Below are 13,951 nucleotides of genomic sequence, written 5' to 3' on the forward strand. Positions count from 1 at the left end.
TCGCAATCACTGGTGAGCATGGCAATCCGTGGCAGGATCGCCATTGAAAACGGGGTTATCACCCCCGTAAACACAACCACAATGGTGGGCCCGCCTTATATTATTGAAACAATGTCTTACACATGTTTCCCCTCGCAGATCGTGCAAAAATTGCACGCGCCGCGGGGTAGTTGTGCTGGTTTAACCGCGAATGGCCTTGATCATGATTTCAACATTCTTGGGGTCCGCGTCTGGTGTAATCCCATGCCCAAGGTTGAAAATATGCGGCCCATGCGACAGGGTTTCAACAATCCGCTTGGTTTCTGAAACCAGCTTGTCACCACCCGCAACCAACAAACGTTGATCAAGATTGCCCTGAACACAGGTTTCCGTTTGCAGATTATCCGCCGCCCATTGCGCATCAATTGATCCATCAATTGCCACACAATCCACATCCGTTTCACGCACAAAATTGACATAACCATCGGGTGTGGCGCCACGGGGAAATCCGATCAGACGCACATGTGGTTGTTCTTCGCGCAATACGGATGCAATTTTTGCGGCGGGGCGCGTGATATATTTGGGGAATTGGAATCCGGTGAGCGCACCAGCCCAGCTATCAAATAATTTAATCACCTCTGCGCCTGCTTTGATTTGCTGAATCAGATATTCAATCGTTGCATCCGTGATTTTATCCATCAAGGCATCAAACACTGCTGGGTGTTCTTTCATCAATGCCAATGCTGGGGCCTGATCAGGGGTGCCACGACCCGCAATCATATATGTGGCAACCGTCCACGGTGCACCGGCAAAACCGATCAATGCGGTTTCTTTTGGTAATGCTTCACGCAGGTTGCGAATGGTTTGATAAATCGGGGACAGGGTTTCGTGCACATCCTCTGGATTGCCCAATTTGTTAAAATCGGCCTTTGATTGAATCGTTGATAAACGCGGGCCTTCGCCGGTTTCAAACCACAGGTCCGCACCCAATGCTTGGGGCACCAACAGAATATCCGCAAACAGAATCGCGGCATCAAACCCATATCGGCGAATGGGTTGCAATGTGACCTCAGTTGCCAAATCTGGATTATAACACAGCGATAAAAAGTCGCCGGCCTCTGCACGTGTGGCCTTATATTCGGGCAAATACCGTCCCGCTTGGCGCATCATCCATACGGGTGGCGTGGTTAAGGTTTCACCCGCAAGGGCGCGCATCATCAGTTTTTCATCAGTTTTCATGCTGCCCTTCTATCGCGGCAAAACGCCCAGCGAAAGGGCGATCATTGTGATTGCACCCCTTTGCCGCGGACGATAGTTTGCGCTCATGAGATTTAGCCCAGATACACCGCTGAAAATTGGCACCCGCGGGTCGCCACTTGCACTGGCCCAGGCACATGAGACACGCACACGTCTGATGGATGCACTTGGCTTGCCCGAAATCGCATTTGACATCGTGGTGATTAAAACCACGGGGGATCGTGTACAGGATCGCCCGTTGGGCGAAATTGGCGGCAAGGGTTTGTTCACCAAAGAAATCGAAGATGCGATGCTGTCCCACGATATCGACATTGCCGTTCATTCGATGAAAGACATGCCCGTGGCATTTCCCGATGGTTTAATGTTGGATTGCTATTTGCCCCGCGAAGATGTGCGCGATGCGTTTATCTCGCGTAAATACAAATCCATTTCCGAATTGCCCAAAGGTGCTGTGATGGGTTCAAGCAGCCTGCGCCGCCGCGCGCAATTGGCCGCCGTGCGCCCCGATCTGAAACTGGTCGAGTTTCGCGGCAATGTGCAAACGCGTTTACGCAAATTGGATGATGGCGTTGCCGATGCCACGTTTTTGGCGATGGCGGGGCTGAACCGTTTGGGCAGTGCCGACATTGCAAACCCGATTGAAACCGATGAAATCCTGCCAGCAATTGCACAGGGGTGCATTGGGATTGAACGGCGCGTGGATGATGCGGATGCGACGGCGGCACTTGCGCTTATTCATGATCATGAATCAGGGCTTCGTTTGAATGCAGAACGTGCGTTATTGGCTGGGCTTGATGGATCGTGCCATACACCGATTGCGGGGCTTGCCACATTGGATGGCGATACTATCACATTACGCGGCGAAGTTTTGCGCCCCGATGGATCAGAAAGCATCAAACATATGATGACAGGCGCGGCCAAGGACGGTGCGAAAATCGGCGCCGATATGGCAAAAATCCTGCGCGATCAGATGGGCGAAAATTTCTTCGGCTAATCTTGTTTTCTGAACTTTACAAATGTTCCACAAATCGCCATGTTGCGCGAGCCTTTGGGCAGTAGTGCGGGCGTGGCGGAATGGTAGACGCTGCAGACTTAAAATCTGTTTCTCGTAAGGGAGTGGGGGTTCGAGTCCCCCCGCCCGCACCACGAAAATCTTTCTTTAAATCATTGCGATGTCAATTGACCCTTACTAACGTGGGGCCAAGATTATCTATTTTTAAATGCTAGGAAATTTTTAAATGCCAGATTTTTACCAAACGCCAGATAACCTTACCCGTTATTTCGGCGATTTTATTTATGATGAATTTGGCATGCCGGTATCGGGAATGATCACTCGTGTGATTGGATATTCTGAAATCGACGGTATCACTGCGCCTGCGTGGCGCATGACAAATCTAAGTGTCGAAATCGGCGATCATTTGGATGAACTCGAAAACGATCCTCAGTTCTGGCTCGCACAAAACGACGGCGCATCGCTTTCGGTTTTTGACTATAGTGTTTCGCTGTTTGGCTTTGACCTTGGTGAAACAAGTGACGTGCGTTTCAAGTTGGATAGTGAAAATGGAACGCAGGATTTTCTGATTGATGGCGGCGTTGGAACCAACATCATTGCAAATGGCGCTGACAGTATTTTTGTTCGGGAATTTAATGATACACGCATCAAACTTGGCGACGGTGATTCATACGTTCAGGCAAGTGATGGTCAGGGTATCCGCATATTGGGCGGTGATGGCCAAGACCAAATTCAGGTGGCGTCCTCCTCTGATGTTTACATTTCGTTAGGGTCGGCCACCACGGATGGTGGCTCAACTCCGTTAAACCAAACAGGCGTGTTTGGTTGTGATGATTTTCGCATTGTCGGTGGAGATGAAATTGATTTCATCTATATTGATGCCGATTACGAATACGTGGACGACAAGGTAGTCGCCACAAATGCAAGCACCAATGGCGTTGTTTATGGCGGTGATGGCGACGATCGAATTGTTTTGATTGATGGCGATGACATTCGCATTTTTGGCGGTAATGGTCGCGACCAATTTAGCATCACCGAAGGGAGCGCAAATATATTTGGCGGTGCGGACGAGGATTCTTTTATTTTTGATGTAGATGACACCAGTTATTCCGTACGCATCAAAGATTTCGATGCAACCGAAGACATCGTTGCATTTTATACTGAAGCAGGCCCCGTGATCAGCGCAGAGGCGGCATTTGATATGTTCATGGAAAATGCATTTGAACGCGGCGCCAATGTTTTTACCACCGTTGAGGGCAATCAAATCGTGCTACACGACACATCGCTTGATGATTTGAGCGTTGATAATTTCTACGATTCAGGGCCGATTGGTTAAGGCAAAGCATTCATAAATTCAAAAGGATAAACTGTTGATTACATATTACGAAACCCCAGATGGCCTGTATCGATATTATGGCGATTTTACCTTTGATGAATTTGGCATGCCGGTATCGGGAATTATTACGCGTGTTATTGGTTATTCCGAAGTTGACGGAACAACTACGCCTGCGTGGCGTGCGACAAATCTTAGTGTCGAAATCGGCGATCATTTGGATGAATTGGAAAACGATCCCTATCTGTGGCTTGCCCAAAACGATAATGCATCGCTTTCGGTTTATGCTAGTTTTGGTACGACTGCGCCGTTTGATTTAGGCGATGCAAATGGCGTTCAATTAAGAATGGATGCAGGTGCAAATGGGATAATTAATTTTGGTCTTATTGGTGGCGTGAACAGCAATATTTTCATGAACACTCCTTCGCATGTTTGGATAGAAGATGTGGCAGAAACACGCATTAAAATTGGCGAAAATCGTTCTTCCCTTACCGTCATTGATTCTGACAGTATCCGCATTCTTGGGGGTGATGGTCGAGATTCGATCGGTGTGCGCTTATCTTCGGATGTTTACATCTCCACAGGCGGCGGAGCATTGCCAGAGCCATTCACCCCCCACAATGAAACAGGCGTAGCTGGTTGTGATGATTTTCGCATTGCTGGTAGCCACGTAGTGGATTTCATCTATATCAATTCTTATGCTGAATACATCGATGGTGAGCTAGTCGGAACAACAACCAGCAGCAATGGCGTTGCCTATGGTGGCGGTGCCGATGATTCCATATTTCTTGAAAATGGCGAAAATATACGTGCATATGGCGGCGAAGGCAGTGATGATTTTTTGATCGACGAAGGAACATACAACATCTCTGGTGGTGCAGATGCTGACAGGTTTTTGTTTACACGTGATGCTGGCGATTACGATGTCCGGATAAAGGATTTCAACGTCGATGAGGACTGCGTCGCCTTTGATTATGATATCAGCTATGAAACGATTACGGCCCAACAGGCATTTGATTTATTTATGGAAAACGCGTTTGAGCGTGGCGCGAATGTCGTCACAACGATTGATGGTAACCGCATTATTTTGCATGACACATCGCTTGATGACCTGAGCGTCGATAATTTTTGTGATACCTTTATCCCCAGAGGTGTTGACGGTTAAATCTTGGGGTCAACCACGCGCCAGTTCCAAAATCACGTTATGCGCCAACATCACATCGTCGCGCGTGCAATCGAATTGCCCCGCTTGGAAACGGATGCAAAATTTGCCGTCATGCTTGGTTTGGGTCAGATATATCCGCCCATCATCGTTGATACGTTCCAACAATGCGGCCGTGGCGCTGTCCGCATCACCGCCACGCGGCGTGTATTGAAATGTGAACAGCGAAAATTGGCATTCTGTGGTGATTGTGAAATCGGGCTCGTCGCGTAATTTATCGGCGAGCATTTCCGCCCATTTGATGTGGTTGCGAATACGTGTGCGCAGCCCGTCCAGCCCATATGCACGGATCAGGAACCAGATTTTCAACGCACGAAAACGCCGCCCCAATGGCACAGTCCATTCATTGTAATTCGTCACCTCATCCGCGCCTTGGGTTTGCAAATACGTTGGCCGTATCCCCATGGTTTTTAGCTGTGCTGATGGATCGGATAGGAATTGAATCGAACAATCAAATTGCGCACCCAGCCATTTATGGGGGTTGAATACGATGCTGTCGCAATCATCGACACCCGCCCAGATATGGCGAAGCTCAGGGCAAATCATTGCCGATCCCGCCCATGCGGCATCCAGATGGGTGTATAACCCTTCGGCCTTGGCTATTTTGATCAATGGGGTCAAATCATCACAGGCGCCAATCGATGTACCCCCTGTGCACATGATTAACCCAGCGGGGGTGTAGCCCGCGGCGCGATCGGCATTAATTGCGGTTTGTAACGCATCCGCGCGCATGGCGTGGTTTTTATCTGTTGGGATGCGCACCAAATTGTCCTGACCGATGCCCGCAACCCATGCGGCCTTGTCCACTGATGTGTGCACCTGTTCGGATGTATAAATCCGCAAGCGGGGCGTGTTTGATAACCCCGTTGTGTTTCCCTGAAAATCGAGTGCGCGTTCGCGCATGGTTAACACCGCGGACAGGGTTGCGGATGATGCGCTGTCTTGGATCACTCCCACAAATCCATCCCGCAGGCCAAGCGCTTGGCGCATCCAATCGACCATGACGGTTTCAATCTCTGTCGCGGCGGGGGATGTTTGCCATAACATGCATTGCGCCGCGATCGCATTGGTGAGCTGTTCTGCGATCATTGATGCCGGGGCGGCGTTGGCGGGGAAATATGCGAAAAATCGCGGGTGCTGCCAATGGGTTAAACCATCGGGCACAATCCGTTCAAAATCCGCCATGATAACATCCATATCAACAGGTGCATCAGGGGGCGATTGGGGCAGGCGTGCGGCGATGTCACCCGCACTGGTTTGGGCGCGCACAGGTTGATCGGGCAGGGTGGAAAAATAGCGTTCAATCCACGCTGTCGCCCGCGCGGTCCATTTACCGTAATCCGAATATTTCATGAATGATCCTTATTGGCGCGGTTGGCTGCGTTCGAGTGCTGGCAGCGATTTCAGATATGCCGCAATCGCTGCGCGATCCGTATCGGGCAGTTTCGCCATATTTTCAACAACAGATCCCATTGATCCGCCAACCACATCAAATTCGGGTGTGAAACCTGTGGCAAGATATTCCGCAATTTCGCCTGCTGACCATGTGCCAAGCGCATCATCATGCTGGGTAATATTGGGGATGAACCCTGGCCCATCTGGGTTTGGTGCACCCGACAACCATTTGGATAATTGCAACCCTCCGATCAAGTTGCGCGGCGTGTGGCATTCGGCGCAATGCCCCGCACCCTCGACCAGATATTGGCCTCGTGCGATTTCTGCATTGTCGCTGGGTTCCATAACTGCATCTGATTTGAAAAACAGGAATTTCCACAATCCCAGTCCGCGCCGAATGTTGAATGGAAATCCAACATCATGGGGTTCGCTTGGTTTGGTGGAAACGGGCAAGGTTTTCATGAATATATAAAGATCGGCAATGTCTTGGGGTTCCATGCGGACATAGGATGTAAATGGAAACGCGGGATAATAATGTTTGCCATCTGGCGACACACCACGTTGCATCGCATTTGCCAGATCAATCAATTCCCAATCACCAATGCCCGCGTTTGGATCAGGTGAAATGTTGGGCGCAATGAATGTGCCAAAATCCGATGCGAAATGCTGGCCACCTGACAGGATGTTTTTATCATCGCCCTTGGCATCGGGGGCTGCGTGGCATGAATTGCAACCACCCATCGCAAAAACCATTTCTCCGCGTGCTACATCCCCGCCAAGGTTTTCAAAATCGGCGGTATCAACGTATTGCGGGGCGGATAGGAACCAAGCCGTGATTGCACCAATCAAAGCCAAGCCAAACAGGATGCGGAAAAGTTTTTTCATGATCTTTGTATGGCGCTTATTTCAATGCCGATCAAGTGTGCGGATCGTGAAACCCGCGCTAGGCCACGCCCGCAGATAACAATTGCAACATGGTGATTAAACCAACAGGTTTGCCCCCATCCAACACAAACGCCGTGGAAATTTTGTTTTCTTGCAACACGTATAATGCATGTGCGGACAGTTGATCGGACGTGAAACAGATTGACCCGCGTGTCATGATTTCATGCGCTTGCGTTTCCCACATTGCCTGTTTCATCGAACCGTCGGATTTGGTGGTGATATATCGGCGAATATCGCCATCGGTGATGATCCCAACCAGCGCACCAGCATCATCAGTTAACCCAACAACCCCAAATGATTTTTCACTGCTTTTGCCCAGCACATCAATGATCGGCGCAGATTGAGCACACAAGGGAAGCGTATCACGGGTATGCATGATTTCACCCACAGGGGTGAGCACCGCGCCAAGTTTGCCGCCTGGATGAAATTCGCGAAATGCAGCGGTGGAAAATCCCTTCATTCGTAGCAATGTCACCGCCATTGCATCACCCACGGCCAGTTGTACCAAGGCCGAAGTGGTTGGCGCCAAGTTGTGCGGACAAGATTCCGTTACTTTGGGCAGCACAATCGCAATATCGGATTTATCAGCAAGTGTTGAATTTTTTGTCGCTGTGAGCGCAATCATGGGGACGTTATAGCGTTTGGAATATTCCAAAATGTCCGAAAGCTCTTGCGTTTCGCCCGACCAAGACAGCAACAGCAAAACATCGTCTGCGTGGATCATGCCCAGATCGCCATGGCTTGCCTCTGCGGGGTGGACAAAATATGCAGGCGTGCCTGTGGACGCAAATGTCGATGCCAATTTACGTGCGATTTGCCCGCTTTTGCCCATGCCGGCCACGATCAATCGCCCCTTCATGTTGTATATCAGATCAAGTGCGCCTGCGATGGATTTCGCAAGGGTGGCATCATCAAGTGCGGATTGAAATTGTTCCAATCCGCTGATGTTATTGGTGATGGCGTTGCGAATGTGATTGATTGTATCGGACATGGGGGCAATCTTTATTTGGTTACGCCAATACGCCTAATGATTGCCCATAATAATTGCAAATTATTCGCGCAAAAACGGAAGGTCACAAACAACCGCTTCGCGCTGTACATTATCCAATGTCACCAAAACCGTGGTTCCGTTTTCCTGTGCTGCGACATCCAACATAGCAAAAGCTAGATTGCATTTGAAATCGGGGGAATAAACCGCGGTGGTGATAAATCCAACCTTTTCCCCATTAATGAAACAATCTACGGAGTTTGAAACGGGCAGGGCGGCATCGCCACTGATTTTCAAACCTTTCAGGCGCGCATAGCCGCCCGCGTCGCGTTGCGCCAATAATGCATCCTTGCCGATAAAATCGTGTCCGCTCTCAAGGGAAATGAATTTTTCCAAACCTGCATTTAGCGGGGTATCATCCGATGTCATATCGGTACCAAGGCTTAACAATCCGCCCTCGACCCGTTCGATTAAATTGGGGCAACCTGCACGCAAATTATATGGCGCACCCTTGGCCCAGATCGTATCCCACAGATCATTGCCCAATGAAGAATCATCCAGATAAATTTCAAATCCACCCTGTTTAGACCAACCAGATCGCGCAATGTTCAACTGTCGCCCCATGAATTCGAAGGTGGCAAATCGGAAAAATTTAATGTCGCGAATGGCATCGCCAAATACATCGACCATTAAATCCTCTGCCATCGGCCCTTGGATCGCAAGCGGGGAAACATCGGGTTCGCTAACCTGCACATCCAGCCCCAATCCAGCGGCCAAACCCGCTGCCCAATGGATCAAATCGCTGTCAGCTACCGAAAACCAAAACAAATCATCGGCCAAGCACAATGCAACTGGATCGTTGATAAATTTACCGTCTTTGTTGGTGATGGGCGCGTAATAACACCGCCCCGGTTGTGCATTGGTCAAATCACGCGCTGACATCATCACTGACAATTTGCGTGCATCCGGTCCGTGTAATTGCACCTGTCGTTCGGCGGATACATCCCAAATCTGGGCATATTGTTTCAGATGCGCGGCGTCTTCTTCCAGCGAATTATAAACCACGGGCAAAAACATATGGTTGTAAATGGTAAAGGCCGAAACGCCGTTTTCCACCACACGATCCATGAATGGTGTCGTGCGCAAACGGCGTGTTGGAAAAATCGGTGCACCTGTCATTATCATCCCCTCCGATAGTTGCAAAATGCGTAGCGTTGAAAATTTCCCACGGCAATTAAAATTTGCTGATTTTGAATTCTAAAATCATCTTTTTGGCAATCCGAAATGGCATTCCCCGATTGACACTTCTTTGCGAAAAAAACAGGATGCGCGCGATTAAGCGGTTCACATCGCAACGGGAGGATATTTCATGAGCGGCAAATACAAATTTGACACGCTAAGCCTGCACGCAGGCCAAAGCCCAGACGCACGCCACGGTTCACGCGCTGTGCCAATTCACCAAACAACATCATATGTATTCCAAGATACCGAACACGCATCCGCGTTGTTTAATCTTGAGGTCGGTGGCCATATCTATTCGCGCCTGACCAACCCGACGGTTGCGGTGTTGGAACAACGCCTTGCCGCGCTTGATAACGGTGTTGCGGCGGTGGCGGTGGCGTCGGGGATGTCGGCGCTGTTTTTGACCGTGTTGGCATTGTGCTCTGCTGGCGATCATATTGTTTCATCATCCCAAATGTATGGTGCGAATATCAATCTGTTTGAACACACGCTGTCGCGTTATGGGATTGAAACCACATTTGTCGCCCCCAATGATCCCGCTGCGATTGGGGCGGCGATCAAGCCAAACACCAAAATGGTCTTTGGCGAGGTGATTGGCAATCCGGGCATGGATGTCATGGACGTGCCCGCTGTGGCTAAGGTTGCAAATGATGCAGGCGTGCCCTTGGTGGTTGATGCCACATTCAACACACCGTGGTTATTAAAACCCATTGATCAGGGTGCAAATATTGTTATTCATTCCCTGACCAAATGGATGGGCGGGCATGGCATTGCGCTGGGCGGTGCAATCATTGATGGCGGTAATTTTGATTGGGGTCAAAATGATCGTTTCCCAACGCTCACAACCGCACATTACGCATTCAAAGGTGTAAATCTTTGGGAAGAGTTCGGCCCCGCCGCGTTTAGCATGCGCGTGCGATCAGAGGGGATGTATAACGTTGGCCCATGCCTGTCGCCAACAAACGCGTTTCATTTGCTGCAAGGGATTGAAACTCTTGGCATGCGTATGGAACGCCATATGAATAACACCGCCAAAATGTTGGAATTTTTGCAAGCTCACGATCAGGTGGCATGGGTGAAACACCCCAATTTGCCGGATCATCCCGACCACGCAGTTGCCATGCGTTTGATGCCCAAGGGAGCTGGTTCCATCATCGCCTGTGGTATCAAAGGCGGGCGCGAAGCAGGGCGTGCGTTCATTGAATCAGTTGAGCTTGCATCGCATCTGGCAAACGTGGGGGATGCCAAAACTCTGGTCATTCACCCTGGTTCCACAACCCATTCGCATCTGACACCAGAGGCGATGAAAAACGCAGGCCTCAGCGAAGACATGATCCGCATTTCTGTTGGATTAGAAGACATCGATGACATCATTGCCGATTTCAAAAATGCATTGCGTGTTGCGGGCAAGGTTGCAGGGGGTGCAGCATGAAATTGAAAATCAATGATCATGATGTTTTTGTCTCCACTGGGGGGCAGGAATTTAACCCCGATGAAAACGTGCTGTTGTTTATCCACGGTTCTGGTCAATCGCATCTGACCTATGTTTTGCAGGGGCGGTTTTTGGCCAATCGGGGTTGGAATGTTTTAACGCCAGATATGCCCGCACATGGGCATTCAGATGGTACACCATTGACCAGCATTACCGACATGGCCGATTGGTATGCATCCGTGCTTGATGCCGCTGGCGTAAAAACCGCCACGGTGATTGGCCATTCCCAAGGGTCCCTTGTGGCGATGGAATTGGCACGACGTCATGGTGCGCGGGTTGATAAACTGGTACTGATGGCATCGGGTTTGGCGATCCCTGTAAATGATGCGCTGTTGGATATGGCGCATAATAACCAAGACGCCGCCATTGGTGCGATGATGGATTGGGGGCATGGCCCCGATGGGCATATGCATGATCACACCATGCCCGGGCAAAGCCATATGATATACGGCTCTGCTGTGATGCGCGGCAATGTAGCGGGGGCATTGTTCGCGGATTTGTCGGCCTGTGCAGATTATACCGATGGTGGCAAAGCGGCGGCCAGTATTAGCTGCCCGACGTTATGTATCCTTGCGGGCAAGGATAAAATGACACCGATCAAAGCAGGGCGCAAAATGCACGCGGCGATCAAGGGTGCAAAATTGATCGAACTGCCCGACGCGGGGCATATGTTAACGGGTGAAAAACCGTTCGAAGTGAACAAAGCATTGCGGGAATTTTTAAACTCATGACACAACTGGATTTCAACCGTATCGCCGTGATTGGTGCCGGCACAATGGGCAGCGGCATCGCCGCACAAATCGCCAATGCTGGGCAAAAGGTCTTGTTGCTGGATTTGCCCCGCGATGATGATCGCAATGGCGCGGGGAACGACGCCATCAAGCGGTTGTTAAAATCCGATCCCCCTGCATTGATGGATAAATCACGCGCTGATCTGATTGAAATTGGCAATATCGAGGACGATTTTCACCGCCTGTCCGAATGCGATTGGATTGTCGAGGCGATTGTTGAACGCCTGCCGTTGAAAAAGGCGCTGTATAAACGCATGAACGATGTGATCAGCGATACATGTGTGGTCACATCCAACACATCCACCATTCCAATTTCCTTGCTGGTCGAAGACATGGATGTGGATTTTCGCAAACGTTTCGCCATCACCCATTATTTCAATCCCGTGCGCTATATGCGCCTGTTGGAATTAGTGCGCGGTGCGGATACCGCACCCGATGTGATGGACCGCTTGTCGCGCTATAACGACGAGGTTTTGGGCAAGGGCGTTGTGCCATGTAATGACACACCCGGTTTCCTAGGCAATCGTGTGGGTGTGTTTGCATTACAGGTTGGCATGGACGAGGCGGCGAAATTGGGTTTGCCGATTGAACAAGCCGATGCGTTGATGGGGCGCCCGATGGGGATACCGAAAACGGGTGTTTTTGGGCTTTATGATATGATCGGTGTCGATTTGATGGCCGATGTGGTGGATACGCTTGGTGCGATTTTGCCCGCCGATGATGTGGCACATGCGGTTGGCTGGCCACAAAACCCGATGCACGCAACCATCAAAGATATGATTGCAAACGGGTTCACAGGGAACAAGGGTGCCGGCGGGTTTTATCGCCCCGATAGCAATCAGGCGATGGATATCGCAACGGGTGAATTGCGCCCCCGCATTGATGAATTGCCGACCAAGGCCGTCCGCGCCGCCGATGATATGCTGGCGGGGCGTGAAACGCTGCATAATCTGTTGGATGACAGTAATCCTGACGAAACATTGCAAACCAAATTTTGCCGCGCATTTTTGGCACGTGTTTTATGTTACGCCGCCGATTTGATCCCAGCCGTCACCCATAGCCCGCAAGACATTGATGATGCGATGAAGCTTGGGTTCAACTGGATCCGTGGGCCATTTGAAATGATTGATGCGCTGGGCGCGGATATGGTTGCACAATTGGCGCAAGAGGCGGGTTTGGATATTCCCGCAACGATCACCGCATCCCAACAGTTCGGCCCGTTTTATCACGCGCAAAATGGCGTGTTGAACGTGCGGGTTTTCAAAACCCTGACCGATCATGCCTATGCGCCGATTTCCTTGCCAGATGGCACCATCCGTTTTTCAATGATGCGCCAAACGATGCAACCGATTGCCAGCAATGCATCGGCGAGCCTTTTTAAACTGGACGGTGATTTGCACTTGGTTGAATTTCATTCCAAGGCCAATGCATTAACGGGCGCATCAATGGAAATCGTCGCGGCGGCTGCGAAAAACCACGGGGCTGGTATTTTGGTGCATAACGATGCCCAACATTTTTCCGCAGGCGTTGATTTGAACCATTTTCGCACAATGATCGAGGCCGCCGATTGGGATGGTATCGATGCGTTTTTGAACGATTTCCAACAGGCGGTAAAAGCGTTGAAATACGCGCCCGTACCTGTGATCGGCGCACCATCAGGCCTTGGCCTTGGTGGTGGGTACGAGGTTTTGGCGCATTGCGATAAACTGGTCGCTCATTCCAATAGCGTGCTGGGGCTGGTCGAGGCATCGGTGGGCGTGATCCCATCGGGTGGCGGTGTCAAAGACACGATGTGGCGTTGGTACCAGGCCACGGGTGATTGGGAACGCGCCGCGTGGGAAACATGGATGCAAGTTGGTTACAGCCAAACAGGCAGTAGCCCTGAAACATCCGCACGGTATCAATATTTCCAAGCGGATCGTGATATTGCGGTGATGAATCGCGATAAACTGGTGGCACGCGCCATGGATGAATTGCAAAACATGTCCGATGATTACACACCACCAACCCCGCCAGAATTCCAATTGCCGGGGCGGGCGATTTTACAAAAAATGTCGGATTTCATGGATGATGGTATCAAAAAGGGTTGGTTTTTTCCCCATGATAAAACCGTTGCCATGACTGTGGCGACAATCGTGGTGAATGTTGATGGTGATGAACCGCTCAACGCCAGCGAACAGGATATGTATGATCGTGAACGCGCGGCATTTATCACACTGGCCAAAACACCAGAAACCCTTGCGCGGATCACATCAATGTTGGACGATGGCGCAGTGGTGCGCAACTAGGGAGGAC

Annotated in this window: 11 protein-coding genes and 1 tRNA gene; 7 read left to right on the top strand and 5 right to left on the bottom strand. The window is 50.4% G+C overall.

Translation table 11 applies throughout. The features are described 5' to 3' along the window. Positions 1 to 180 precede the first annotated feature (180 nt). Positions 181 to 1,218 (bottom strand): uroporphyrinogen decarboxylase, encoded by a 1,038-nt coding sequence (hemE, locus tag IE094_RS03410; protein ID WP_189639137.1) that lies wholly within the window; start codon positions 1,216 to 1,218, stop codon positions 181 to 183. Positions 1,219 to 1,303: 85 nt separating this feature from the next. Here hemE and hemC point away from each other — a divergent pair, with 85 nt between their 5' ends. From hemC to IE094_RS03430, 4 genes are all read left to right on the top strand, one after another. Continuing rightward, positions 1,304 to 2,230 carry a hydroxymethylbilane synthase gene (gene hemC / locus IE094_RS03415; protein ID WP_189639138.1) on the top strand — a complete coding sequence of 309 codons (927 nt, stop codon included), beginning with the start codon at positions 1,304 to 1,306 and terminating at the stop codon, positions 2,228 to 2,230. 66 nt (positions 2,231 to 2,296) lie between these two features. After that, positions 2,297 to 2,382, top strand: a tRNA-Leu gene (locus IE094_RS03420). 92 nt (positions 2,383 to 2,474) lie between these two features. Next, positions 2,475 to 3,584, top strand: coding sequence for a calcium-binding protein (locus IE094_RS03425; protein WP_189639139.1), 1,110 nt, complete (start codon positions 2,475 to 2,477; stop codon positions 3,582 to 3,584). Positions 3,585 to 3,798: 214 nt separating this feature from the next. Beyond that, complete coding sequence (locus IE094_RS03430; protein WP_189639140.1) at positions 3,799 to 4,746, top strand: hypothetical protein; 948 nt, start codon at positions 3,799 to 3,801, stop codon at positions 4,744 to 4,746. Positions 4,747 to 4,755: 9 nt separating this feature from the next. Here the strand turns inward: IE094_RS03430 and IE094_RS03435 are convergent, their stop codons facing one another. Genes IE094_RS03435 through IE094_RS03450 form a run of 4 tightly spaced genes read right to left on the bottom strand, consistent with a single transcriptional unit; the run spans position 4,756 to position 9,310 of the window. After that, complete coding sequence (locus IE094_RS03435; RefSeq protein WP_189639141.1) at positions 4,756 to 6,156, bottom strand: pyridoxal phosphate-dependent decarboxylase family protein; 1,401 nt, start codon at positions 6,154 to 6,156, stop codon at positions 4,756 to 4,758. 9 nt (positions 6,157 to 6,165) lie between these two features. Further along, positions 6,166 to 7,083: a c-type cytochrome gene (locus IE094_RS03440; protein ID WP_189639142.1), complete on the bottom strand. Its 918-nt coding sequence runs from the start codon at positions 7,081 to 7,083 to the stop codon at positions 6,166 to 6,168. Positions 7,084 to 7,141: 58 nt separating this feature from the next. Next, positions 7,142 to 8,134 (bottom strand): KpsF/GutQ family sugar-phosphate isomerase, encoded by a 993-nt coding sequence (locus IE094_RS03445; protein ID WP_189639143.1) that lies wholly within the window; start codon positions 8,132 to 8,134, stop codon positions 7,142 to 7,144. A gap of 60 nt (positions 8,135 to 8,194) precedes the next feature. Then, positions 8,195 to 9,310 (bottom strand): dimethylsulfoniopropionate demethylase, encoded by a 1,116-nt coding sequence (locus IE094_RS03450; protein ID WP_189639144.1) that lies wholly within the window; start codon positions 9,308 to 9,310, stop codon positions 8,195 to 8,197. Between the two features lie 190 nt (positions 9,311 to 9,500). Between IE094_RS03450 and IE094_RS03455 the strand changes: the two genes are divergently transcribed. The 3 genes from IE094_RS03455 to IE094_RS03465 are packed head-to-tail and all read left to right on the top strand — an operon-like array spanning position 9,501 to position 13,944. Next, positions 9,501 to 10,805 carry an O-acetylhomoserine aminocarboxypropyltransferase gene (locus IE094_RS03455; protein ID WP_189639145.1) on the top strand — a complete coding sequence of 435 codons (1,305 nt, stop codon included), beginning with the start codon at positions 9,501 to 9,503 and terminating at the stop codon, positions 10,803 to 10,805. Further along, on the top strand, positions 10,802 to 11,596 hold the full coding sequence (locus tag IE094_RS03460) for an alpha/beta fold hydrolase (RefSeq protein WP_189639146.1): 795 nt from the start codon (positions 10,802 to 10,804) through the stop codon (positions 11,594 to 11,596). Before IE094_RS03455 ends, IE094_RS03460 begins: the two co-directional genes overlap by 4 nt. Continuing rightward, positions 11,593 to 13,944 (top strand): 3-hydroxyacyl-CoA dehydrogenase/enoyl-CoA hydratase family protein, encoded by a 2,352-nt coding sequence (locus IE094_RS03465; RefSeq protein ID WP_189639147.1) that lies wholly within the window; start codon positions 11,593 to 11,595, stop codon positions 13,942 to 13,944. Before IE094_RS03460 ends, IE094_RS03465 begins: the two co-directional genes overlap by 4 nt. Positions 13,945 to 13,951: the final 7 nt, after the last annotated feature.

It is taken from the genome of Paramylibacter ulvae (assembly GCF_014652655.1).
Lineage (GTDB): Bacteria > Pseudomonadota > Alphaproteobacteria > Rhodobacterales > Rhodobacteraceae > Amylibacter > Amylibacter ulvae.